At 41.8% G+C, this 23,249-nt stretch carries 23 protein-coding genes and 3 pseudogenes; 18 read left to right on the top strand and 8 right to left on the bottom strand.

Going from position 1 to position 23,249, the window contains the following annotated elements:
- Nucleotides 1-414: 414 nt before the first annotated feature.
- Together V7K56_RS34195 and V7K56_RS34190 are read right to left on the bottom strand one after the other, a co-directional pair.
- Nucleotides 415-1,155 (bottom strand): Uma2 family endonuclease, encoded by a 741-nt coding sequence (locus V7K56_RS34195; RefSeq protein WP_334918147.1) that lies wholly within the window; start codon nt 1,153-1,155, stop codon nt 415-417.
- A gap of 48 nt (nt 1,156-1,203) precedes the next feature.
- Nucleotides 1,204-2,010, bottom strand: coding sequence for a Uma2 family endonuclease (locus tag V7K56_RS34190; RefSeq protein ID WP_334918145.1), 807 nt, complete (start codon nt 2,008-2,010; stop codon nt 1,204-1,206).
- A 167-nt stretch (nt 2,011-2,177) separates the two neighbouring features.
- Here V7K56_RS34190 and V7K56_RS34185 point away from each other — a divergent pair, with 167 nt between their 5' ends.
- Together V7K56_RS34185 and V7K56_RS34180 are read left to right on the top strand one after the other, a co-directional pair.
- A complete protein-coding gene (locus tag V7K56_RS34185) occupies nt 2,178-3,212 on the top strand; it encodes a serine/threonine protein kinase (RefSeq protein ID WP_334918143.1) in 1,035 nt (344 codons plus the stop codon).
- A gap of 60 nt (nt 3,213-3,272) precedes the next feature.
- A complete protein-coding gene (locus V7K56_RS34180; protein WP_334918141.1) occupies nt 3,273-4,628 on the top strand; it encodes a serine/threonine protein kinase in 1,356 nt (451 codons plus the stop codon).
- A 178-nt stretch (nt 4,629-4,806) separates the two neighbouring features.
- Here V7K56_RS34180 and V7K56_RS34175 read toward each other — a convergent pair whose 3' ends face one another.
- The 3 genes from V7K56_RS34175 to V7K56_RS34165 form a co-directional block, all read right to left on the bottom strand.
- Nucleotides 4,807-5,103, bottom strand: a complete 297-nt coding sequence (locus V7K56_RS34175) for a helix-turn-helix domain-containing protein (RefSeq protein ID WP_334918139.1) — start codon at nt 5,101-5,103, stop codon at nt 4,807-4,809.
- A 448-nt stretch (nt 5,104-5,551) separates the two neighbouring features.
- The gene (locus V7K56_RS34170) at nt 5,552-5,749 is read right to left on the bottom strand and encodes a hypothetical protein (protein ID WP_334918137.1); all 198 of its coding nucleotides are present in this window, start codon (nt 5,747-5,749) and stop codon (nt 5,552-5,554) included.
- A gap of 14 nt (nt 5,750-5,763) precedes the next feature.
- Nucleotides 5,764-6,090 (bottom strand): hypothetical protein, encoded by a 327-nt coding sequence (locus V7K56_RS34165; RefSeq protein WP_334918134.1) that lies wholly within the window; start codon nt 6,088-6,090, stop codon nt 5,764-5,766.
- 460 nt (nt 6,091-6,550) lie between these two features.
- Between V7K56_RS34165 and V7K56_RS34160 the strand changes: the two genes are divergently transcribed.
- Nucleotides 6,551-6,829 (top strand): hypothetical protein, encoded by a 279-nt coding sequence (locus tag V7K56_RS34160; protein WP_334918132.1) that lies wholly within the window; start codon nt 6,551-6,553, stop codon nt 6,827-6,829.
- 332 nt (nt 6,830-7,161) lie between these two features.
- Here the strand turns inward: V7K56_RS34160 and V7K56_RS34155 are convergent, their stop codons facing one another.
- Nucleotides 7,162-7,539, bottom strand: coding sequence for a winged helix-turn-helix transcriptional regulator (locus V7K56_RS34155; protein ID WP_334918131.1), 378 nt, complete (start codon nt 7,537-7,539; stop codon nt 7,162-7,164).
- Between the two features lie 118 nt (nt 7,540-7,657).
- On the opposite strand from V7K56_RS34155, the gene V7K56_RS34150 reads away from it, so the two are divergent.
- The 7 genes from V7K56_RS34150 to V7K56_RS34120 all read left to right on the top strand — a co-directional run bounded on the left by V7K56_RS34150 (nt 7,658) and on the right by V7K56_RS34120 (nt 14,300).
- Nucleotides 7,658-8,275 carry an isochorismatase family protein gene (locus tag V7K56_RS34150; protein ID WP_334918130.1) on the top strand — a complete coding sequence of 206 codons (618 nt, stop codon included), beginning with the start codon at nt 7,658-7,660 and terminating at the stop codon, nt 8,273-8,275.
- A 251-nt stretch (nt 8,276-8,526) separates the two neighbouring features.
- Nucleotides 8,527-9,021, top strand: coding sequence for a hypothetical protein (locus V7K56_RS34145; RefSeq protein WP_334918129.1), 495 nt, complete (start codon nt 8,527-8,529; stop codon nt 9,019-9,021).
- A gap of 228 nt (nt 9,022-9,249) precedes the next feature.
- Nucleotides 9,250-9,573, top strand: a complete 324-nt coding sequence (locus tag V7K56_RS34140; RefSeq protein ID WP_334918225.1) for a DUF6464 family protein — start codon at nt 9,250-9,252, stop codon at nt 9,571-9,573.
- Between the two features lie 512 nt (nt 9,574-10,085).
- Entirely contained in the window at nt 10,086-11,348 is a 1,263-nt protein-coding gene (locus V7K56_RS34135; RefSeq protein ID WP_334918127.1) for an ABC transporter substrate-binding protein, read from the top strand.
- A gap of 7 nt (nt 11,349-11,355) precedes the next feature.
- Entirely contained in the window at nt 11,356-12,306 is a 951-nt protein-coding gene (locus V7K56_RS34130; protein WP_334918125.1) for a branched-chain amino acid ABC transporter permease, read from the top strand.
- 190 nt (nt 12,307-12,496) lie between these two features.
- Nucleotides 12,497-13,453, top strand: coding sequence for a branched-chain amino acid ABC transporter permease (locus V7K56_RS34125; RefSeq protein WP_334918123.1), 957 nt, complete (start codon nt 12,497-12,499; stop codon nt 13,451-13,453).
- A 55-nt stretch (nt 13,454-13,508) separates the two neighbouring features.
- Nucleotides 13,509-14,300 (top strand): ABC transporter ATP-binding protein, encoded by a 792-nt coding sequence (locus tag V7K56_RS34120; RefSeq protein WP_334918122.1) that lies wholly within the window; start codon nt 13,509-13,511, stop codon nt 14,298-14,300.
- 20 nt (nt 14,301-14,320) lie between these two features.
- Here V7K56_RS34120 and V7K56_RS34115 read toward each other — a convergent pair.
- A pseudogene (locus tag V7K56_RS34115) lies at nt 14,321-15,240 on the bottom strand (Rpn family recombination-promoting nuclease/putative transposase).
- 45 nt (nt 15,241-15,285) lie between these two features.
- Here V7K56_RS34115 and V7K56_RS34110 point away from each other — a divergent pair.
- The 4 genes and pseudogenes from V7K56_RS34110 to V7K56_RS34095 all read left to right on the top strand — a co-directional run bounded on the left by V7K56_RS34110 (nt 15,286) and on the right by V7K56_RS34095 (nt 17,367).
- Nucleotides 15,286-15,438, top strand: coding sequence for a hypothetical protein (locus V7K56_RS34110; RefSeq protein WP_334918120.1), 153 nt, complete (start codon nt 15,286-15,288; stop codon nt 15,436-15,438).
- A gap of 192 nt (nt 15,439-15,630) precedes the next feature.
- Nucleotides 15,631-16,050, top strand: coding sequence for a helix-turn-helix transcriptional regulator (locus V7K56_RS34105; protein WP_334918118.1), 420 nt, complete (start codon nt 15,631-15,633; stop codon nt 16,048-16,050).
- 174 nt (nt 16,051-16,224) lie between these two features.
- Nucleotides 16,225-16,623: pseudogene (locus tag V7K56_RS34100) on the top strand (AMIN domain-containing protein); the annotation flags it as partial.
- A 147-nt stretch (nt 16,624-16,770) separates the two neighbouring features.
- Nucleotides 16,771-17,367 carry an SPFH domain-containing protein gene (locus V7K56_RS34095; protein ID WP_334918116.1) on the top strand — a complete coding sequence of 199 codons (597 nt, stop codon included), beginning with the start codon at nt 16,771-16,773 and terminating at the stop codon, nt 17,365-17,367.
- On the opposite strand, the pseudogene V7K56_RS34090 reads toward V7K56_RS34095, so the two are convergent.
- Nucleotides 17,348-17,636 (bottom strand): annotated as a pseudogene (locus V7K56_RS34090) (transposase); the annotation flags it as partial. The gene V7K56_RS34095 and the pseudogene V7K56_RS34090 sit on opposite strands and share 20 nt — an antisense overlap.
- 26 nt (nt 17,637-17,662) lie before the next feature.
- Between V7K56_RS34090 and V7K56_RS34085 the strand changes: the two are divergent.
- The 4 genes from V7K56_RS34085 to V7K56_RS34070 all read left to right on the top strand — a co-directional run bounded on the left by V7K56_RS34085 (nt 17,663) and on the right by V7K56_RS34070 (nt 23,116).
- On the top strand, nt 17,663-18,202 hold the full coding sequence (locus V7K56_RS34085; RefSeq protein WP_334918114.1) for a TonB-dependent siderophore receptor: 540 nt from the start codon (nt 17,663-17,665) through the stop codon (nt 18,200-18,202).
- A gap of 386 nt (nt 18,203-18,588) precedes the next feature.
- Complete coding sequence (locus tag V7K56_RS34080) at nt 18,589-20,877, top strand: TonB-dependent receptor domain-containing protein (RefSeq protein ID WP_334918112.1); 2,289 nt, start codon at nt 18,589-18,591, stop codon at nt 20,875-20,877.
- 319 nt (nt 20,878-21,196) lie between these two features.
- Nucleotides 21,197-22,213, top strand: a complete 1,017-nt coding sequence (locus tag V7K56_RS34075) for a helix-turn-helix transcriptional regulator (protein WP_334918110.1) — start codon at nt 21,197-21,199, stop codon at nt 22,211-22,213.
- A gap of 99 nt (nt 22,214-22,312) precedes the next feature.
- Entirely contained in the window at nt 22,313-23,116 is an 804-nt protein-coding gene (locus V7K56_RS34070) for a TonB-dependent siderophore receptor (protein WP_334918108.1), read from the top strand.
- Nucleotides 23,117-23,249 lie beyond the last annotated feature (133 nt).

Below are 23,249 nucleotides of genomic sequence, written 5' to 3'. Positions count from 1 at the left end.
GTAAAAGCTGATTTTACTTGCGGAAAACACCAAAACGAGAAAGCAAACTGGGGTTTGAGAAAGTAAAAGCTCATTTTGAGTAAGTCGAATGGCATTTTTACTTAGTTCAATATGAATTTTAGTCTAGGCAATCGCGCTTTTCAGTTTTATCACGGTACGCTTTGCACAAAACTAGCTGATTCTGGATTTGGGGGGAGGCGATCGCAGCTGCTGTCAGCGATACTGGCTCCATAATCCCAAGATATACGAGATTTTACTTATGGTTCTCAGTCTAACAGACTCTAAACAGGTAACAAAGAGCAAATAACAGAACAAATTATAAAACTTTGTTTAGCGATCGCCTCTGATAAAATCCGAGCAATGTCTGACAACAAGACATTCCACCTCTACCAGTTTTAACCTGATTCTAAAATATTAGATTTCTGGTTCCACACTTAGCGATCGCAATTGAGCAATCAGAATCTCATTTCGTTGGCGTTCTTGTTCAGCGCGTTGGCGTTCAAGTTCTGCTCTTTTATCGCCAGTCAACAACAAATTACCTTGCAAATCCCACCAACGTAACCAGGGCAATTCCATATTTTGGTAAACTCCATGCCAGATACCTAGCTCAACGCCTAAAGGATGTATGAGATAATGTCCCCGTTCGTTTGTTGGTAATGGCTGATACTTGCCCTCAATTAAGTGATACACTTCTACGCTGGCTTTATCCACTTCATAAATGCCATAAAACGGAAGACGAATTACTTGCTCATAAATCCAAAATTTGCCTTTCCAAGGAGTTTGATCTCGTTCGTCACTACCATCTCCAGAGACAAATTCTAAGGCAATTAATGGGGCAATAAATTCTCGCCACAGTACATAAGACCTGCGTATTTGCCCGTCGAATAAGGGCGGGACATTGGCGACATAAAACCAGTCTGGTGCGACTGCGCCTTTTTCTGGCGGGTCAGTCATCCGCCAATAGATGCCACAATCTTGACCAATACAATATTGCCCATCAGGGTGAAGTTTTTGCAATATCGGTTGAATCGAGTCGGTAAGGAAAATGCTTTGGGGATGTTCCTGGAAGTTTTTCACAAATGTGCCATCAGACTCTGGTAGTTGCGTGTGGTCTGGGAAAGGGGTAAGGTCAGTGGGGTTGATGGCAGAGGTCATAAACTTACCTTTGCACTGGTAAAGGTTGTTTTTAGTTTAGCAATAGACTTAAGCTTCCGGTTCCACACCAAGCGATCGCAATTGGGCAATCAGAATCTCATTGCGTTGGCTTTCCTGTTCAGCACGTTGGCTTTCCTGTTCAGCACGTTGGCTTTCCTGTTCAGCACGTTGGCTTTCCTGTTCAGCACGTTGGCGTTCAAGTTCTGCTCTTTCATCGCCAGTCAACAACAAATTACCTTGCAAATCCCACCAACGTAACCAGGGCAATTCCACGTTTTGATAAACTCCAAGCCTTATGCCTAACTCCGCTCCTAAAGGAGGTATACGATAATGTCCTCGTTCATTTGCTGCTAATAACTGGTATTGTCCACCAATGAATTCATACACTTCTATACTGGCTTTATTCACTTCATAAATGCCATAAAACGGAGGACGAATTACTTGCTCATAAATCCAAAATTTGCCCTTCCAAGGAGTTTGATCTCGTTCCTCACTCCCATCACCAGAGACGAATTCTAAGACAATTAATGGAGCGATGTGTTCTCGCCAAAATACATAAGAACGGCGCGTTAATCCATCGAGTAAGGGCGGGACATTTCCTACATAAAACCAATCCGGTGCTACTGCTCCTTTCTCTCGAGGATCTGTCAACCGCCAGTAAATACCTAAGTCCTGACCTATACAATATTGACCTTCTGGATGTAATTGCTGGAGAATGGGTGTAATTGAGTCAGTTAGTAAGATACTTTGGGGATGTTCTTGCCAATTTTTCACGAATGTGCCGTCAGAGTCTGGTAGCTGCGTGTGGTCAGGAAATGGGGTGAGATCGGTATCGAGGTTGGTTGCAGAGGTCATAAGTTACCTTTGCACTAGCTAAAGGTTGTTTTTAGTTTAGCAATAGAGAGAGAAAAAAGCGTAGGCGTAGCCCATCGTAAACATCGCAGTCTTTCTACAAAGCTAGGCTCAAGTTATTAAGGCTCTCTTGTGTGAGAATTAATCTAAGCATTTTGGGAGTTGCAAAGATGGCTTGGGTAGCTGGCGATCGCTTGCAAGGTGGAAAATACACCATTGAAAAAGAGTTGGGAAGAGGACGCTTTGGCATTACTTATTTGGTAAGAAATAGGAATGGCGATCGCTTTGTCATTAAAACCTTAAATGACGATTTACTAAATTCCCTGAACCAGTTGGAACGCGGACGACTGGAAACAATGTTTTGGCAAGAGGCGGTAAAACTTACTCAATGTAAACACAAACATATTGTGCAAGTTGCAGAACCGTTCAAAGAAGGAGAACACTGGTGTTTAGTAATGGAATATGTGGATGGTGTGAGTTTAGCTGACCGTCGCCAACAAATACTTTCTGAATCAGAGGCTTTACGCTACACTCAACAAATTGGAGAAGCACTGATTAAAGTACATGAAAATCGGTTGATTCATCGAGATGTACATCCAGGAAATATCTTTTTGCGAGTGCGAGAAGGACAGCCGGAAGCGGTGCTAATTGATTTTGGTTTAGCTCTCGATTTCGACCATATCTTAACCACAAGTAGAACTAAGGAAACTTCTGAGGGATTTACACCGCCTGAGCTATATGCTCAACATACTAAACCAACTGGAGCATATAGCGATATCTATTCTTTAGCAGCAACTCTTTATGTACTTCTGACTGGAAAAACACCAGTCAGTGCGCTCAAACGTAAGGTGGACAATGCTCCTTTAGTGGAACCGAAAAAACATAATCCTCTAATTAGCGATCGCACAAACCGAGCAATTTTAACAGGTATGAAACTAGACCCGAAACAGCGATCGCAGTCAATGCGAGAATGGCTCGATTCTTTGGGACTGACTGGGGAAACTCCTATACCTGCGTCAATACCCTCTAAACCTAACTCAAATTGGGATAAAAAAATTCAGTTTTGGACTGTGGTTATAGCGGCGATCGCAGCTTTAGGAGGCTTACTTGCAGGGGTGGGTGCTGTGATGGATAAATTAAAATCCCCTGCATCTAATAGTCCACCATCAGTATCTCCTAGTCCGTCATCTAGCAAAACACCGTAGAATTAGCTAAACTCTCATTAAAATGCTTGCATTAAAGTAATTTTTTACTTAGAGGTATTCATGCCCTGGATAGCAGGACAGAAATTGCAAAGTGGCAAATATGTAATTGAGACAGTCCTGGGACAGGGGGGATTTGGGATTACTTACAAGGCTTTGCATGTTGAACTAAATCAGACAGTTGTAATTAAGACACCGAATGAATATCTCAGTCACGATCTGGAATATGAAAAGTACATAGAGAGATTTATCCAAGAAGGGCGAATACTCGCACGCTTATCAGAAGACCCACATCCTCACATTGTGGGAGTAATTGATTTGTTTCGGGAAGGTGCTACCCACTGTTTAGTGATGGACTTTGTTGAAGGAGAAAATTTATTTGAGGCAGTGAAGCGTAGGGGGGCTTTACCAGAAGCAGAGATTGTACCCTGCATCCGCCAGATTGGGGAAGCTTTGAGCGTAGTGCATCAAGCAGGTTTAGTACATAGAGATGCCCATCCTGGAAACATCATGGTGCGGAGAAATGGCAAAGCCGTCTTAATTGACTTTGGAATCGCTAAAGAACTTTTACCTAAAACTTTGAGTTCAAAGGGTATTGCAGGTAATGAAGGGTTTGCGCCCTATGAACAGATGAGCAGAGGTAGTCGTGAGCCAACAGTGGATGTTTATTGTTTGGCTGCTACACTTTATTATGCAGTAACAGGTCAACGCCCTACAACTTCTCTAGCTCGCAAGCTCGATAATGCTTCCCTGAAATCACCTAAACAAATTAATCCAAGCATTAGCAACAGATTAAATCAGCCAATTCTCAAAGGTATGGCGCTGGAAGCAAAAGACCGCCCTCAATCGATGCAGGCATGGTTGGCAATGCTAGAAGCACCAAAAGCAACGCCTCCACCACCCGTTGAGTCAGTTTATAGAAAAGAAGTTGTTCGTTCCAAAGCCAAGCCAAACTTAGAGCCAATTTTAGATGATAAACCACCTATTAAATCACCTAGAGTTATTCCCTGGGGCTGGTTAGTTGGTGTATTATTAAGCTACCTATTAATAGGCTACCTGTTGGCAGCGTTAAACGCTCTGTACATAATTTTGGCTTGGGTTGTGGCTGTAGCTGGGGCTGTGGTTGTGGCTGGGGCTAGGGCTGGGGCTGTGGTTGTGGCTGTGGCTGTGGCTGGGGCTTGGGCTTGGACTGTGGTTGTGACTGGGTCTGTGGCTGTGGCTGCGGCTGTGGCTGTGGCTGCGGCTGTGGCTGGGGCTGGGGCTGTGGCTGTGGCTGGGGCTGTGGCTGGGGCTGTGGCTGGAGATAAATTACTAGAATCTTTTAGCAAATTTCATACTTTTCTAATTTTAGCTGGCACTTATAGTCTAGGCTTGGGTTGGGGATGGTTAGGACATAGGATTTTTAATCCAGGTTCATAGCTTACTCAAGCTCTAGAAGCTAAATGACAAAAAATTTTGTAGCTGTTGTATCGAGTAGAAAAGCGATGTCTAACAACAAGCCGCTACCTATCTACGCACCTTTCACCTCATACCAAAATATTAAATTTTTGGCTCAATACCAAGCACTGGTTTTAAGAGTGTTGTTATGGAAGATAAGCTAAGTAAATAAACTGATATCTACATTAAAATAGTCCGCCAACGCTTCTGCTTGAGTTTTACTAATGGTGCGATCGCGAAGCGTCTCCGTTCGCGCAGCGTCCCGAAGGGAAGGAGAATCGCCATTAACAATTTGCAAGGCAATTTCCAATGAACCAATTACCTCAGCTAATGCTTCGTTTGTAGTATCGCGTGCGTCCATCAGATGCATTAACATCGAATTGGGTGTACCTTGGAGAATTGGGTAATGGGTTTCTTCAAACTGCTCAATTAAAGTCACCAACAGTTGCAACAGCATTTCTTCTTCTGGTGTACGATTGGGACGATGTTCTAAGGTTAATGCGAGTGCGTAGACGCAAAGCGGCTTGTCTCTGACATCGCTTGTTCGTTTTCTGCATCCGTGGTAATGATTTTTGGCATTGCGGCAAAATATTATTGTAATAAGCTAAGGAGCTTAAGGTGGTTATCTATGGCAATACTGACATTTAAAACATACCGACTCACCTACCGAATATATTCCCCAAACGCCCTTAGCTAAGAAACTGTGGGAAATTCGTCAGCGAGCGATTGCCTCTGGAATAAAATTACTCAACAAAGCAGAAATTGGACAAGAGCTTGCCGAACGTCGGGGCGGATACCGTGAATCGTAAAAAGACTTACATTGACTCTGGGGTTCTCATAACAGTTAGATTATGCTTTTGGTTAAACGCAGAGCGATTGATTGCTCTTTCGTCTATTAGGTTAACTTAAAAAATGGATGGCGCAATCGTTGAGAGTTGCTTCTTTAAATCTTGTGACAATGATTCCAAAAACATCATATCATTGGTGATGTCTGAAACCTCATCATCATTCAAATTTTCTCTCTCTAATTGCTTTTGATAAGCTTCAATCCTATATTCTAGTGCTTCAACAATAAATCGAATTGCTTTAGGAGAAAAATTCACGTTCAACAACTCCCTTAATTGACTTTGTAAAATGCCTCACCAACTAACCGCAATGCAGTTTTATAATCTTCTATTCTCATAGTGTAGCTTGGTTCCCACAGCCAATGATTACCGTAATCATTCACCAATCGAAGTTCGTTGGGAATATCAGTTCCTCTATCCAGCTTCCACCAATTTTTTCCAACCCCCTGAACTGCAAACGTCGAAATTCCGCCTGAGCCTGCAACAACCCAAGTATCACCATCTTCTTTGTAAGTTTCAATATCTTGCGATCGAATATTATCTATTCTCGAAGAAATCGCATTTCCCATACAGTACAAATCAATCGGGGTTTTTCTCATACCAATCAGCCAAAGACCTAAACCTCTGGTTCAACGTTGAGCGATGTCTAACGACAAACCGCTATGCGTCTAAGCAATATTTCTCTAAAACTCAAGCGATCGCTATTTAAATGTTATCTTTTTTCTACGAATTCAATAAACAATCGCCCGAATTCAATAAACAATTGCCCGAATTCAATAAACGACTGCCCAAATTCAATATCGCGCTTCTCGCTTGATTGCAATATCGAACTTCTATTTAATTTTTGCGAAGCTCGGTGCGCCTTTATCTCACTTCGTTGATGAAGATTCCCTGCGATCGCCCTGATTACTCATGCTTAATCTATGTAAAAATATTTAGAAAAGCATTTATACAAGTATAAAATATGCCCTATTATAGAAGCATAAGAAAGGCGATCGCCCTCGCGCAAGAGTCTGCGATCGCCTTCTTTTAACCCCAAAATCGGAGTCAAATATTATCATGGCACAATCAAAAAAGTTCGCCAAATCACAACCAGCCCAGTTTCTCCGCAGACAAGGCGGTGACGTACCTCCTTTCCATTCATCTTTCCAAGACTCATCACCCAGAAGGGAACGGATTAAACATTTATTAATTGGTTCACCTAAAGCTGTTACCAGCACCATTCACTTGTTGCATGTTTTGGGCTATGCAAATGTAGGTGATTGGAGTCCACTACTACCAACAGATAATCCCAATGAAATCATGAGTATTTTAACCCGTCAGATTTTGACGCAATAATTCATACTGGGGTGCCCTTTGCACCCCTACATCCCATATTTTGCATGAGTAATTGTACTCAATTTTTTCCTTTTTGCAGGTTGTTTTGTCAAAACATGAATAGTGATTAGCCAGACGTGATATAACGACAAACCGCTATGCATTTACGGAATATTTCTAAACTCAAGCGATCGCTATGAAAGGGAATTGGGAAGGGGACGGTTTGGTATTACTTATTTGGTAAAAAACAGGAATAGCGATCGCCAAGTCATTAAAATATTAAATGATGATTTACTTTTACGCCCCCTGAGCTTTACCTGGAAATTAAATCCCAAAATTCGGGGATGGGCAAACTACTTGTTACTGCAAATAGTAGTAAAACCTTTACTTTCTCTGGCAGTTTCTACTTCATGAAAATGATTTATTGACCAGTGGCATAGTAGCCGAAGTGGCTCAACTAACGTTTCTCCTAACGCTGTCAAGGAATACTCTACAGTGGGAGGATTAGTAGGATAAACTTTACGCTTCACAAGACCATCTCTCTCCAAATCACGCAGAGTACGAGTTAACATTCGTTGTGAAACGTTTCCAATTTCTCTATGCAACTCACCATACCGTTTCTTACCTTGGGATAGAACGTAGATGATTGCTGTAACCCATTTGTCAGAAACCAGTTCAAGTGTCTGCCGTAAATAAGGATGATCGTTGAGGATTTGAGGTGATTGAGCCATGTTTAAGATAGATGCTACGTACACTTGTGTTCCTACTTGTGCAATGCTTGATGTTCGTTTCAGAATAAGTCTAGAGATTTCTAAGATCATATCAACGGTCAACTAAAAAAACAGCACAATGAAATTTTCTGACTTCACTCAAGAAAACTCGGCTATGCTTCTGATTGATCATCAAGTTGGCACTATGAAGCTGATCAAAAACTTGCCTCTGACCGAGGTAGAGAAGAATACTCTTGCACTTGCAAAAGTGGCAAAGGTACTTAAGATACCTGTGGTTTTGACGAGTAGCCAAGAGGAGCGGTTTCAAGGTTTGCTGATGACTGCTTTAGCACAAAGCCTACCTGAAGCTTACAAGGTAAGAATCAAGCGTGCAGGTATTGTAAATGCTTGGGACGATAAGAACTTTGTTCAAGCAGTCAAAGATACAAATCGTACTAATTTAATTATGGCTGGCATAACTACGGACGTTTGCTTAGTTTATCCGGCTATCAGCGCAGTGCGCGAGGGCTACAGTGTTCAAGCAGTTATGGATGCTTCTGGTTCACCATTTCATCTCTCGGAAGATTTAGCACGGCAACGGATGCGTGATTCTGGGGTTGTGCTAACTGCTACGATCACTTTGATTGCTGAGTTGGTTAAGGATTGGAGCCGTCCCGAAGGCGTCGAGTTACAGCAATTATTGTTTAGTGATGTGTTGCCCCCTGAGTTCATTGAAGGCACTAGCACTCCATATTAAAGGACTTCCAAAAAATAAATTATTCCAAATTAATTTGTCCGTGTGTGGTTTGGCACAGCTGTGCATTGGTGTCAACTTAAGCTCAAACGCTGCTTATCCCACATACTCTTTACCCCACCCCCAACCCCTCCCCTTGGTAAGGGGAGGGGCAGTTTTTTAGACAAAACCGGGGTGGGGTGACGTTGATAGTACAAATATACTAAATAGCTGCTAAAATGCTTTAAAAGTCAGCTAGCCTTGCTTGAGGTAGTATGAAAAAAATCCAAGACACGGACAAAAAGCCCATTTTGCTGTTCCAGCCTACATTTGTAACTACTGCTATAGTGCCACTGCAACCGCAAGAAAAAAAGATCATCAGTGAACAGGAGCGTTTTATAACACAAGTTGAACGCATCAATCAGATGGCACAAGAGTTAGAAGCAGCGATATTAGAGTTGAAAGCGATCGCTAACAAAATGAATACTCAAAAACGTTACCCATTCTTGATAAAGGAGATATGCAAAAATATTTGTCAGTATTTCGCAGTTAGCATCCCTTGGGTGAAACGAAAGTCTGACGAATCATTTATTTTGACAACGCGAAAAGTTGATTTATTCCGAGCCGAAAGGGAAGCTACACTGCTAGCACAGCAACTTCGTCAGCAAACCAGAAAAAGATTAGCATCGCAGCGACAGAGAAAAAACAAGAATGGGGCTGAAGCAGACACAAAACGCTTCTTCAAAAAGGTATTAGTCAACAAATCTTAAAATTATCAACATTCAACGGCAGATCACCCCTGAGGTTGTAACAGTTATGCTGATTGAAGTGGCAGAAGGAACTTCTTCCTCAAAATTGCTAGATACTACACTGCCATTATTTCTTTGCAACCATAGTTGGTGACAAAGAAACAAAGCCGCCCTAATATTTGCACTTCCGTAAAACCAGAGTGTAACATCAGGGACAATCAATCAGCGCCTAAAAGAGGTAAAAAGAAGGTGTTAAAAGCACTTTTAGTGATTGCCATTGGTTTTTTACCGTCCCTGTTTTCCCTGTGGATGATCCGTAAAACCCAGCGATCGCGCTTGCGGATGAGGCAAGCAGCCAGGAATTTTCCAGTGGTACAGGGACGGCAAAACCTTAGACCTGTGGAAGGCGATCGCTATTATTTAGAAGGGGTAGGTTATCTGATTGGCGATATCAGCTGCAAATTTAATGCCCGATCTGGCTACATGCGTTGTGCTGTCAATCCCCAAGGCCCATGTAATGGTTGTCGTCACTACGAACCTAAGGAATTAGCTGGTAGTGAAAAAAGGGGTTAATAAGTTTTACCTGCATAATACTCAAACAATCTCAAATTATTAAAGAAGGAGAAGGGGACAACTATGGAGAGAGCATTTATCCAATGTCTCAAACTAATCCTTCACCCTAGAGAAAAACTGTTGTAACTATGGGCCACTATTAACAAAAAGTGCTTTACAGGTAAAAGTTTGTTTATACCAGAGTTTATGTCTGAACAAATCATCTATCAACTTAGTTTGATACTCTGTCCCTAATCGGCTGCATGATTTCAGATACCTAAGTTTGACTCGAACATCTGACACTTGACAGCGCTCACGCTTAACGATTCCCAAGTTGTACCTGGGAATGGTAAAATTATGGCTAATTATAATTTGTATTTACAAACACTTTGAATATTTCTCTTTGCATGGTGAAATAAGAATGATTTAATAGAATTCGTGCAAAAGTGTAAATCTGCGTCATTTTATTTGCAGATTATGAAATTTACTATTAACTTTTGCCGAATATCTCATAACCAGATGATTATCCAACGATGAACAACGCGATCGCTCGGACAACAGCATTATTATCAACTTGCGCTTTGCTACTAACAGGCTGTGGTGGTGGCACTAGCACAGTGACAAATTCTCCAATTAATAGTCCAAATAGTACCCCAAATAACACTGCAACCAATACCCCAGCGACAACGGGCACATTATCAGGTGCTATTCCCATCGGTATTGGTGTTGCCCAAACTAGCAATGTGGCATTACTCGGCCAAGAGCAAGTTGCTGGAGCTAAACTTGCCCAGAAGTATTTCAATAGTAAAGGTGGTGTTAATGGCACACCAATTAAATTAGTATTTCAAGATACGAGTGGTGATGAAGCAGGAGCAATTAACGCTTTTCAAACTCTAATTAATAAAGATAAAGTTATTGGAATTGTCGGCCCAACTTTGTCACAGCAAGCCTTTAGTGCCGATCCCATTGGCGAACGGGCAAAAGTACCAATTATTGGACCATCAAATACTGCTAAAAATGTTCCCGAAATTGGTGATTATGTTGCTCGTGTTTCTGCACCAGTTTCCATTGTTGCACCTAATTCTGTCAAAGCTGCACTTAAGCAAAATCCCCAACTGAAAAAAGTTGCAGTTTTCTATGCTCAAAATGATGCATTTAGCAAGTCAGAAACGGAAATATTTCAGCAAACAGTTAAGGATCAAGGGCTGGAATTAGTAACAGTACAAAAATTCCAAACCAGTGACACAGATTTTCAAAGCCAAGCTACCAATGCGATTAATCTTAAACCAGATTTGGTAATTATTTCAGGTTTGGCTGCTGATGGTGGTAATTTAGTTAGGCAATTGCGGGAACTAGGTTATCAAGGTTTAATTGTCGGTGGAAATGGTCTAAATACATCAAATCTATTCCCAGTTTGTAAAGCACTTTGTGATGGGGTATTGATTGCTCAAGCCTACAGTCCAGAACATCCAGGTGAAATTAACGCGACGTTTCGTAAAGCCTATATTGAAGAATATAAAAAAGAACCACCCCAATTTAGCGCCCAAGCTTTTGCAGCAGTGCAGGTTTATGTAGAAGCACTGCAATCTTTAGATAAAAAGAGCAAAATCAACAAACTACAGCTACCAGAATTACGAACGCAGTTAAACAAACAAATACTTGAAGGAGCATACAATACACCGTTAGGTGAAATTGGTTTTACTCCCACAGGTGAAGTTGTGCAAAAAGATTTCTATGTTGCCCAAATCAAAATGGAAAAAGATGGAAGTCAAGGTAAATTCACATTTCTAAAATAGTTGCTAGATGAATATTAATCTCTTTTTACAGCAATTATTAAATGGGTTATCCATTGGCAGCGTCTATGCAATTTTTGCCTTGGGATATACCTTAGTTTATTCTATTTTGGGCATCATAAATTTAGCTCATGGCGCGATTTTTACCTTGGGTGCATATTTCACTTATGCACTTATGGGTGGAAACTTTGGATTTAATGGCTTACTAGCTAATGCAGTCTTACCGATAAAATTACCATTTGCTATATCCTTGATTTTAGGAAGCACCTTGGCGGGATTAGTAGGGGTAGTGATGGAACGTGTTGCTTTTCAACCTTTGCGCCGTCAAGGCTCCGATCCCTTGCTAACTGTTGTTTCCAGCTTGGGGGTAGCAGTGGTAATTGTGAATTTAATCCAGTATTTAATAGGCGCGGAAAGTTACACGTACCCTGCAAATACTTATGGTAATTTGCCACCTGCGATTAACTTTGGTAGTTCAGAAAACCCAATTCCGATTCGCAGTGTTCAGGTGGTAATTTTTACTGTATCAGTGGTGATTGTGGCAATTCTTACCTATTTTATCAATCGAACTAAATATGGTAAGGCAATGCAAGCGATCGCAGAAGATCCAATTACAGCTAGTTTGTTAGGAATTAATAGCGATCGCTTTATCATCCTAACATTCTTCATCAGCAGTTTTTTAGCAGGATTAGCAGGAACTTTAGTCGCTTCTAGTGTTAGTATTGCAGGGCCATATTTCGGCATTGCTTTTGGTTTGCGGGGTTTAGCGGTAATTGTTTTAGGTGGTTTAGGTAGTATTCCCGGTGCAGTGGTAGGAGGTTTGTTAATTGGATTAGTCGAAGCGTTTGTCCCTGCTGAATTCTCCGGATATAAAGACGCAGTAGCCTTTGGAATTTTGTTTATCATGCTATTAGTTAGACCTCAAGGTTTGTTAGGACGGCGGTTTATTCAGAAAGTTTAAAGAAACGTAGCGCCATGAAAACATACACAACATACACCAAATAAAAATTAACTTTTGTAATTGCAAATAACAAAGGACAAATAACTAATGACTAATGACAACCAACTCCAAAAATATTTTACAAATGATTTAGGACTCCTATAGGTGAGAATAGCAATAGTTTAATTAAACTTAATCATAATGTTTGAAAATGACTGATTTTTTAGCTACTTACGCTTCTTTAATTGTCTCTATGGTATTGGGGGCGCTACTAGGGTTATCGCTTTACTTACCGCTAATGACAGGACAATTGTCTCTAGCTAGTCCTGGATTTTATGCTTTAGGTGGATATATTGCCGCAATTTTATCCACAAAAGTTTTAACATCTAGCAGTAGTTTATTTCCGATTCCATTGTTGTTATTAGAGATGTTGATTGCAGGTGTGATTTCTGGGTTGTTGGGTGTATCAGTCGGAATTCCAGCGTTGCGGTTGCGAGGAATTTATTTAGCGATCGCAACTATCGCTTTTGTGGAAGTTCTGCGCGTCATCTCGCTCAATTTAGATATTACAGGCGGTGCTGTCGGAATTTTTGGCATTCCTCAACCTTTTCAAACACAAATTGAATATTTATGGATTGCTCTGCCTTTATTATTAATTAGTATGGTGCTGCTTTATCGTTTAGAACGCATCCGTGTAGGAAGGGCTTTTATCGCTATCCGCGAAGATGAATTAGCTGCGGGTGCAATGGGAATTGATCCCACCTATTACAAAGTTTTAGCGTTTACACTAGGGGCTATACTTGCAGGAATTGTAGGTGCAATTAGCGCCCACTTCCTTAATACCTGGAATGCTCGTCAAGGGACTTTTGATTCCAGTATTATATATTTAACTTTTGTTTTGATTGGTGGTTCGAGAACTTTTTTAGGGCCGGTAATTGGAGGTATGGTGTTTACAGCCTTACCAGAGATTCTGCGAAGTCTTGCTGATACTGGTGGTTTACCTAATTGGTTAGCACAATTTTTGCGCGATGGAAGATTAATTATTTTTGGCTTACTAATAGTAATAGGTACAATCTTTTTTCCCCAAGGGCTAATTACTCCAGATATTTTTCAAAGACATAAAATCATGGAAAAACGAACCGCAAAGGACGCAAAGGGCGCAAAGTAAGAAAAGTTTTAGAAAGTTCTTGCATAAGTCTTACTATTCATAATAATATGCAAAAATGTCACATAGTATTCCAGAAACTAACAGCAGTATTGTTTTAGAAGCAAGAGCATTGACTCGTCGCTTTGGTGGTTTAGTGGCGGTAAATAATGTATCTTTTAGTGTAAATAAACATGAGATTTTTGGACTGATTGGCCCTAATGGTGCTGGCAAAACAACACTATTTAATTTGATTACTGCTTTCATTCCACCTTCTAGCGGTAAATTAGTTTATCAAGGTGCAGAACTTTCTCAATTGCGTCCTCATAAAATTGCTGCTTTAGGTATTGCCCGGACTTTTCAAAATATCCGCTTGTTTGGAGAATTATCCGCATTAGAAAATGTGATTATTGCTCGACATTTACACACTAAAAGTAATATGATTACAGGTGTTTTTGGATTACCACCAGCGCCTAGTGAAGAGTTTAAAACTAAGCAGAAAGCTTTAGATTTATTGGATTTGATGGGATTAAGCGATCGCTGTAATGAAAAAGCCAAAAACTTTGCCTACGGCGATCAGCGTCGTCTAGAAATTGCCCGCGCTTTAGCATTAGAACCGCAAATTTTACTTCTCGATGAACCGGCGGCGGGAATGAACCCCAACGAAAAGCAGCAATTGAGTGAATTTATCCGTAGTCTGCGCGATCGCTTCAATTTGACAATCATCCTTATTGAACACCATGTACCATTGGTTATGGGTTTGTGCGATCGCATTGCTGTATTAGATTTTGGTCAATTAATTGCCTTGGGTGAACCTGCAGTTGTCAGAAATGATCCGGCTGTCATTGAAGCTTATTTAGGAAATGAATGATATCTAACTATCTACTGAAATTACAAAATCTGTTGTAATTCCTCAATATTATTTGCAGTTACAACATTCCGTAAAATTGTCTTCAAGCGCTCTATATCATTAATTTCCGTGATTTGTGGCATTAACTGTAACCCGTTGTTGCCAAATTTTAACTCCAAATTAATTTCAATACTAGAAAGTATTCCTCGCAGATCTCCGCGTGCCTCTCCGCGTGCTTCTCCTTCGCGTAAAATTTCTTGATACCAAGGCGACTCACGTAACACAACCATATCCCACCTCATGATTTCTTGAACGAGTGCAGTTTCTAAAACAAACGTAGCAAAAAAAGCTAAGACCGTTTCCAGCTGGTTCAGTTGTTCATTAGCATGGAGAATTTGCAATGCTTCTCTAATAGTAGATTCATTTTCACCACCTTTAAGAATGGGCACAAAGGGCGAGAAATCTGAGCGGAGGTTTCCTCCGTTGGCGTAGCCCGCCGCAGGCATCAGAACTTCGTAAGTAAAGATGGTAAGGGTTGTTGAAAAGCAATATTGACATCAACTTCCCACAGGTTAATTACTCGATAATCTTGTATTGCCCGTAATCCAGCAATATTTGATGTAAAGCTTATGGGTATTTCGTTGTTGCCAATTTTAAGAATGTTAATGAGAACAGGGTATGTTGGCAAGTTATATTTTTCTTCCGCAAGTGCAGCGTATGCACGCATCCGACGTGGCATTTTGGATTGATAGCGTAATTGCAATTCGTTAAGAAGCAGAAATTCTCCATGTTGGGGACTGTTGACACGCATTAAAACATCAGTTTCCCGGCTAATCCACTGAAATTCGCCACTTAAAATTTCTTCAGCAACGACATCAGAAATCTGCGTTACCCATCTTACCCAGTTATCGGGTGCAAGGCTAATTAATTTTTTGGTGCTGACATCGGCAGGCCTTGTCATCAGGGTGTAGATGCTCTCAATAAGTAAGATTTATCGTAACTTGAAGTGTGGCATTACACCAAAGAATATTTGTCAGGTAAGATTTTGCCTGACAAATATTCTTCAGCAATGTTGGTAACGGCTAGTGATGGGTTTGTGCGATCGCCAGCTATTAAGAATGAGTTACAAAAAAATTTAGGCGCGTGGCTTGTGTGGTGAGGGGAAAACTGCCATGATCGATACCAACCCTAAGCTTTGCTAACGCCATACTAACTTACAATTAATGATAAATATTATTATTACTACTAACCATGACTATTATTCTGACGACAAAAGAGTGGGATAAATTATGGGCAGAAGCTAAACTGAACAGCTTGCAAAATCCAGAAGCTAATGTATTTGCAGGTGAGAGTGCTGGAACTGATCAGGTTGCAGTTAACTCCGATGCTGGTGGATCAAGGTGGAGTGCAAAGACCGCCACGACTGAAGGCAGAAACCATCGCTCGGATTCATCATGCCAGAGAAATTTTGCACTCTCGTATAGAGAATCCGCCGTCATTGCTGGAATTATCGCAGTTGGTAGGAGTGAGCGATCGTACCCTGAGACGTGGATTTCAGCAACTCTTTGGCACAACTGTATTTAGCTACATCACCAATCAGCGTATGGAATGGGCAGAGTCACTATTGCGGCAAGGCAATCTCTCTGTTGCTGAGGTTGCCAACAAGGTCGGTTATTCTAACTTGGGACACTTTGCAGCTGCCTTTAAACGTAGGTTCGGCATTACACCAGGGAAATGTTTAGTGGGCAAGAAGTCCGTTTCGGGATCTTAAGCCGTTTCTGAGTAGACTTTATTGCCAACTCTTCTGTATACTCTGTTTCACTTAGAACTAAAAAATAATTGCAATAATCAAGATTTTTTACTGAAGTCATCCTTCGGTGTTGCTGGGGGATTGCAAGGTATGTTAATAAGCAAAATTTTGTGAACAGGTGTGTAAGGATTTGTCATGAAGCGTTGGCGGTTTCCTAATAGTGTTTATCTATGGCTGGCACTGATAACGGGATGCCTGAGTGCTGTAACTATTTCACCAGGATGGGCAGAGGTTAAACCAAGCAATGAAAAGTCAAAATCCGCGCTAACTTCAAAGATTCGTCATTTAATAGAGCATCCGATCGCCAGCGCTCAACAGCTTGTGCAGTCGCCTGCACCGCCAAACACGCCCTCAGCAGAAGTTGTACAAGTGACGGCAGTGAAAGCTAATCCCACCGCCAAAGGTGTAGAGGTGATTCTACAAACCACCAAAGGTGAGCAGTTACAAGTTACTAATCGCAGTATTGGTAATAGTTTTATCGCTGATATTCCCAATGCCCAGCTGCGCTTACCGTCAGGCGAGGGTTTTTCCTGGTGCGCCGTTTACGGTGCAGGGAACGATTTCGTGGCAATTTTAAGTACTTTCAAGACACTGCTGATCAAACTACACTACCCAACTACTGACTATCACCATTTTTCAGACAGACAGCAACCCTAGCGGCATACGAAATCACCAAGAGCAATGTCGCAACACCAAATTAAGGTCAATGATGCCGAAGGAAGTCCGATTGAAATTGCGGCGGTTGTTGTCTGGCAGGTTTTCGATTCAGCTAAGTCAAAGTTTGCAGTCGATGATTACTCTGAATTTGTCGCCATTCAAAGTGAAACCGCCATTCGGTCTTTAGCCATTCGATATCCCTACGACAGTTCAGATGAAACACAAGCCCCTTCACTGCGAGGAATTCCTGATGAAATCGCTCACGCTTTGCAAAAAGAACTCCAAGCCCGTTTGGAAGTAACGGGTGTAGAAGTGATTGAAGCACGCCTCTCGCATCTTGCCTATGCACCAGAAATCGCTCAAGTGATGCTGCGACGACAGCAAGCAAAAGCTTTAATTGATGCGCGACGGCAGATTGTCGAGAGTGCAGTGGGGATGGTGAATGAAGCGTTGAATCGTCTTAGTACTGAACAAATGGTTAATTTGGATGATGAGCGCAAAGCTTCTATGATCAATAACCTGTTGGTTGTCCTCACCTCTGAGCAAACCGCCCAACCTGTTATCAATGCTGGAACGCTTTATATAGCCGTAGCCATTTTCATTAGGACGCTGCTTGCTTAAGAACGGTTTCAATTGCATCGCGTAAATGATCCGATTTGGGTAACAGCTTGCGAACTCTGCTTTTCAACCATGCCCAACACTTTTCAATCCGATTGAGGTCTGGGGAGCAGGGCGGTAAATAGACTAGCTGACACCCTGCGGCTTGAATTAATTGGGCAATCCGACCGCCATGATGAAACGTTGCATTATCTACTCTTCCCCCACTCACCCGGACGCAAGACCGGAATCAAACAAGTTTCTAGCCAGGTCTCAAACACAGTACGGTTACATCGGAATCAAACTTGATGTTGGCAAGTTGACTGGGACCCTGGCATATTTTGATATTACGAAAACAAATATTGCCACAACCGATCCGAACGAATCAAATTTTTCCATTTTGACGGGAGAGGTGAAAAGTCGGGGTGTGGAGTTGGATGTAGCGGGTGAAATTCTGCCGGGTTGGAATATCATCGCTGCCTATGCCTATGACGACGCTTTCGTGAGTGAAGATAACAGCACTCCGGTTGGCAATCGATTAGCCAATGTCTCCCGTCACTCTTTCAGTTTGTGGAATACCTATCAGATTCAACAGGGAGATTTTAAGGGTCTAGGATTTGGTTTGGGATTTTACTACGTTGGCGAGAAAGCAGGAGATTTAGCTAATTCTTTCGAGGTTCCTAGTTACTTCCGTACAGATGCCTCTATCTTTTATCGTCAGAACAATTGGAAAGCACAGCTAAACTTTCAGAATCTGTTCGACATAGACTACTACACGGGTTCAGGAGAGTTTCGTGCAGGAGGTGTCTTTCCTGGCGCTCCTTTTTCCGTCGTAGGTTCTATCTCTATTACATTCTGAGGGTTTGAGTTGAAGTGTTTCAATTATCTGGGCGATGCCTGCGGCGGGCTACGCCTACGCATTACCTCAAAAGAGCGTAGACTTTCTTGGCTTGTCGCCAGACATCGCTTTTTAAATTCCCTCCTGGAAACTAGCGCATAGGATTATTTTTACTGGCAATGATGATTTTTGAAACAAACAAGCTAAGAGCAATTCAAGTCTGATCTTTTTCTGAAAACAACGATTCTATATCTCGATGCGCACTCACTAACTATTCGTCTTAATCAGAGAAAATAATATCAAGTTGCAGCGATCGCTCAAATTCTTGTATTCTCCTACATAGAGTTAGATACAAATAATTATCAACTAGCAAGCTGTATTTGGAAAATCTGGTTGGGTGCGGAGTGATGATGAATCAGTTGCAACAAGTGGTGTTGATGGTAAGTACATTATTCGTGTTGGGTATTCAAGCTGGGTTAGCACAAACGCAACAGCATAAATCTGCGATTGCTAATATCCCTAGTATCCGCGAACTCAAACTTCCGCTCACTAGCGCCGAAATGTTAGTGCAGTCGCCAATATCAGAAGCTGTGCAAGTTACTGGAGTGAAAGCAAATCCCACCGATAAAGGTGTAGAGATAATTTTACAGACAACAAGAGGCGAACAATTACAACTAGTAAATCGCAGTGCTGGTAATAGCTTCATTGTCGATGTTCCCAATGCTCAACTACGGCTGCCTAGTGGCGATGCATTCACATTTCGCTCACAAAAACCACTTGCGGGTATTACTGAGATAACGGTAACAAATTTTGATGCAAACACTATCCGAGTAATAGTTCAAGGTGAGGCAAGTGTGCCAGTTGTCGAGTTGTATGATAGTCCAAATGAAGGTCTTGTCTTCTCTGTCGCCAGTGCTGTACCTTCGATGCAACAGAACCAACAACCACCGAAACAACAAACACCCCAAGTTGGTAAACCTGAAAATCAGACTCAGCCTAGTCTTTCATCAACTTCTGGCGATGAGCCGATTGAATTAGTGGTGACAGGTGAGCAAGATGGCTATCGCGTGCCTGATGCTTCAACTGCCACAAGAACTGACACACTAATCCGCGACATTCCTGCATCTATTCAAATCATTCCACGCCAACTGATTGAGGATCGCGCTGTCACCAATCTAACGGATGTGCTGCAAAACACGAGTGGTGTCAATGCAGTCAATTTCACTGGAAATAACACTAATACTTACTTGCGTGGCTTTTCCGGCAGCAACACCTTTTTTAGAAATAGCAGTCCAGTTCTCAATTTCTTTGACAACTTCAATCTAGATAATCTGGAACGAATCGAGGTTTTAAAAGGACCTGCTTCTGTGCTTTTCGGTCAAGGGAACCCTGGTGGAATTATCAATCTCGTTACCAAAAAGCCTCTGAGCAAGCCATACTACAATCTCAGCTTTCAAGCCGGGAGTTTCAGTTATTATCATCCATCCTTCGATATTTCTGGACCTTTGAATCCTGAGAAAACGCTTTTATATCGATTTATCGGCTCTTATGACAGAGCAGACAGTTTTGTAGAATTTGCCAACTCAGAGCGCTATTTTTTCACACCCACCATCGAGTGGAAGATTTCTCGCAACACAAACTTAGTAGTTGATTTCGAGTTCACCGATTCCAGTACGACTAGTATCGACTCCATTCCTGTCATTGGACAAAACATCGCTCCCATTCCCATATCTCGCGCTCTGGTAGAGTCAGGCGGTTTTGGCAATCCTTTTAATAAGTTTGACAATCGACGATACACTTTCAGTACAACCTTCAACCGCGATGAAACCAACACAAATTACGGTGTTTATCTTCAAGATCAAATTGCATTTACAGACAACTTGAAGCTAGTACTTGGCGGACGTTATGACAATTATCAACAAGAAACCTCTAATCGATTAACTCCAGTCAATACAAGTCAAACCTCTTCTGCTTTTAGTCCGAGAGTCGGGCTTATTTACCAACCGACAGAATCTGTGTCTCTTTATGCTTCGTTTGTACAGGGATTCGATCCAAACACTGGTGTTATCCTGGTAGACAATTCTGCTCCCTCACCGCAAAAAGCCACCCAGTACGAAACAGGTGTCAAACTTGATTTTGGCAAGTTTGCTGCATCTCTAGCTGCTTTTGAGATTACGAAGACGAATGTACCAACGGCTGATCCCAATCCAGCAAATTTAGATTTTTCTGTTTTATCGGGAGAGGTGAAAAGTAGGGGTGTCGAGTTTGATCTATCAGGTGAAATTCTGCCCGGATGGAATATTATTGCTGCCTATGCTTATACCGATGTCTTCGTGAGTAAAGATAATATAATTCCTGTTGGCAATCGATTCACTAACACGCCTCGTCACTCTGCAAGTTTGTGGAACACTTATCAAATTCAACAAGGAAATTTGAAGGATTTAGGATTTGGTTTAGGGTTCTATAGTGAAGGAGCGATACTTTTTAGGAGTAACTTCTCTAGCTTGGGCTGTACCCTAAGCGTAGCTATGCCGCAGACTTTATGCGATCGCATCTATTCAGGAACTTGCACCAACACCGCGATTTCCTCTCCCAATCTGATGAAATATTTCTGTGCATTTGTAAATTTACTAATAGCAATTTGCGCTCTGATTAATTGCTTGTGTTCAGGCTTAATATTAATAGTCATAAGTTAAATACTTTAATTTACAACTATCACTCAGTTTAGGCGATGTCTGACGACAAGCACTACGTATCTGCGCTCAACATTACTCACTAAGTAAATTCTGAGTTTTGTACTTCAATATTTGGGGATAGATAAAGGCGATGTCTACGACGGGCTACGCCTACGCACTTTTCTTGCTGGAACAGGGGGTCGCCTTTATCATGTCTTTTACTATCTAACTACTCAGGCAGACTAACAAAAGCACAGACGCTTCACCCCACTTCATGAGAAACTATTGCAAATATTGCGTTCACGAAGTGACTCGAAAGAGTATCGCCTGGTTTGCAAAGATGACCATTAACATATCGCGACATAACCTTTTTGATATTTTTTTTGAAGTAGAACAGACCAAACAAGGTTACGATCCTGCTGACGAATTTGATATTCTTTGGCAGTATCCATCCCAGTTTGGTGAAGGATACTGCCGAACCATCGAACTACAACAAGGATTGGGACTGCTGATCGCTCAACATCAACTCCATGAAGATTTAGCGATCAAAGCCTCGGAACGTGGAGATGATTATTTATTTTATGGCTGTTGTCTTTCAGGGAGTTATGAAGGTCGGGATGTCCACAGCAGCAGTAATAGTGCTGGTGGAGCAGGACAATATATTCTTTCTAGCGGTGGTGCATTATCTAGCGAAATCATGGTAACTTCAGCACGGCAGCCCTTTGCGATCGTCGATGCCTGGATGTCGCCGGAGCGATTCTGTTCCTTTGCAGGCAATGCGTCAGGAGAAATTCCACCAGAATTGGAGCATCTGCTCAGGCAATCAACCCAACAACCGCATACCCGATATGAAACGACCTCGCCTGCAATGCTCTTAGTCGCCCAGCAAATTCTGCATTGCCCTTACTGGGGGATGACCAAGCGGATCTATCTAGAAAGTAAAGCTCTAGAACTGTTGGCACTGATGATCGCAGAGGAAAGGGAAGCACAGCAAGGTAAACAACTGCCATCCAAATTGAAATTGCAACATGTTGACTGCATTCACCACGCCAGAAATATTTTGCTAGGAAATCTTGACAATCCACCATCATTAATGGAATTAGCGCGAAAAGTAGGATTAAATGAACGTAGTCTTAGGCAAGGATTTCGTCGAGTCTTTGGTACAACTGCCTTTGCCTACCTACATGACTATCGCCTGGAGAAAGCACGCCAACTGCTCAGTAGTGGGGAAATGAAAGTGATTGAGGTGGCGTATAGCATCGGCTTTGTTAATCGTAGTTACTTCGCAGCCGCATTTAAGAAAAAGTTTGGTCTTAGCCCTAAAGAATATCAGATGCAGCAGAAAAAGTCCGGTTAACGTTCAAAAAAAGTCCGTATCACGTTCAAAATTTCTTTGAATCACACTAGTTTATCCAGTATTCTTCTTGAGAGTACTTGTCAGGTTTGGTATGGTGTGATGAGAAATCAGTTGCAACAAGTGGCGTTGATGGTGAGTGCACTGCTAGTATTGGGTGTTGGACCTGCCTATGCATCAACTGCAACTAAAACCGATACTCCCCTACGCGATATTCCCCAGTCGATTCAAGTCATCCCCGCAACCGTAATTCAAGATCAAGGTGCAGTGCGTCTCAACGAAATTGTCCGTAATGTCAGTGGTGTGTCAACTTCAAACAATGATGGTGGTCAGTCACAAAGTTACAAAATTCGGGGATTTGATGCTAACGTTTACAAAAACGGTTATCCTGACGATTATTTCTCCGATCAAGACAGCGCTAATATCGAGCGAGTTGAAGTCCTCAAAGGTCCAGCTTCGGTGTTGTTTGGACGCTTGGAACCTTCGGGTATCATCAACTTGATAACCAAGAAGCCATTAGCTTCACCCTACTACAATGTAGGTTTTACCGCAGGTAGCTATAGTTTTTATCGCCCCACATTAGATTTTTCTGGTCCACTGACAGAGGACGGAAAATTGGGTTATCGTCTCAACATTGACTACGAAAATTCTGGAAGTTTCCGCGACTTTGTAAACAAAGAAAGATTTTTTATTGCTCCTGTACTCGCTTGGAAAATTGGTGATCGGACAAACCTGACTTTTGAAGGTGAATATCTTCACACGGAAAGTCCTTACGATCGCGGGCTAGTGACAATTGGCGATCGTGTTGCAGATATTCCGATTAGCCGCTATCTCAGCGATCCGAGAAATCTAGTCGTTGCGGATGGGTCGAAAACCTACCTGACTTTAAATCATGACTTTAATTAGAATTTATCGTTGCGTACTGCTTTTCGGGTGACGACTTCATTAGACTTGTCGCTAAATAAGAGCAAAAAATGATGAAATAGAATTCTCACTTTCACTCATCAATTTATGCAGCTATCAAGTAGAAATTCCACAG

This window comes from Nostoc sp. (assembly GCF_036917535.1).
Classification (GTDB): Bacteria; Cyanobacteriota; Cyanobacteriia; order Cyanobacteriales; family Nostocaceae; genus Nostoc.
Note: the sequence above shows the minus strand (reverse complement) of the source record. Positions and strands in the feature narration are given on the sequence as shown.

Excerpts from the sequence above, each read along its gene's own strand:
- V7K56_RS34190 (WP_334918145.1), bottom strand. The coding sequence starts at position 2,010 with ATGACCTCTGCAACCAACCTCGATACCGATCTCACCCCATTTCCTGAC.
- V7K56_RS34150 (WP_334918130.1), top strand. The coding sequence starts at position 7,658 with ATGAAATTTTCTGACTTCACTCAAGAAAACTCGGCTATGCTTCTGATT.
- V7K56_RS34075 (WP_334918110.1), top strand. The coding sequence starts at position 21,197 with ATGACCATTAACATATCGCGACATAACCTTTTTGATATTTTTTTTGAA.
- V7K56_RS34130 (WP_334918125.1), top strand. The coding sequence starts at position 11,356 with ATGAATATTAATCTCTTTTTACAGCAATTATTAAATGGGTTATCCATT.
- V7K56_RS34095 (WP_334918116.1), top strand. The coding sequence starts at position 16,771 with ATGTCGCAACACCAAATTAAGGTCAATGATGCCGAAGGAAGTCCGATT.
- V7K56_RS34155 (WP_334918131.1), bottom strand. The coding sequence starts at position 7,539 with ATGGCTCAATCACCTCAAATCCTCAACGATCATCCTTATTTACGGCAG.
- V7K56_RS34135 (WP_334918127.1), top strand. The coding sequence starts at position 10,086 with ATGAACAACGCGATCGCTCGGACAACAGCATTATTATCAACTTGCGCT.
- V7K56_RS34195 (WP_334918147.1), bottom strand. The coding sequence starts at position 1,155 with ATGACCTCTGCCATCAACCCCACTGACCTTACCCCTTTCCCAGACCAC.
- V7K56_RS34070 (WP_334918108.1), top strand. The coding sequence starts at position 22,313 with ATGAGAAATCAGTTGCAACAAGTGGCGTTGATGGTGAGTGCACTGCTA.
- V7K56_RS34175 (WP_334918139.1), bottom strand. The coding sequence starts at position 5,103 with ATGCTGTTGCAACTGTTGGTGACTTTAATTGAGCAGTTTGAAGAAACC.
- V7K56_RS34185 (WP_334918143.1), top strand. The coding sequence starts at position 2,178 with ATGGCTTGGGTAGCTGGCGATCGCTTGCAAGGTGGAAAATACACCATT.
- V7K56_RS34145 (WP_334918129.1), top strand. The coding sequence starts at position 8,527 with ATGAAAAAAATCCAAGACACGGACAAAAAGCCCATTTTGCTGTTCCAG.
- V7K56_RS34180 (WP_334918141.1), top strand. The coding sequence starts at position 3,273 with ATGCCCTGGATAGCAGGACAGAAATTGCAAAGTGGCAAATATGTAATT.
- V7K56_RS34165 (WP_334918134.1), bottom strand. The coding sequence starts at position 6,090 with ATGAGAAAAACCCCGATTGATTTGTACTGTATGGGAAATGCGATTTCT.
- V7K56_RS34160 (WP_334918132.1), top strand. The coding sequence starts at position 6,551 with ATGGCACAATCAAAAAAGTTCGCCAAATCACAACCAGCCCAGTTTCTC.
- V7K56_RS34125 (WP_334918123.1), top strand. The coding sequence starts at position 12,497 with ATGACTGATTTTTTAGCTACTTACGCTTCTTTAATTGTCTCTATGGTA.
- V7K56_RS34120 (WP_334918122.1), top strand. The coding sequence starts at position 13,509 with ATGTCACATAGTATTCCAGAAACTAACAGCAGTATTGTTTTAGAAGCA.
- V7K56_RS34080 (WP_334918112.1), top strand. The coding sequence starts at position 18,589 with ATGATGAATCAGTTGCAACAAGTGGTGTTGATGGTAAGTACATTATTC.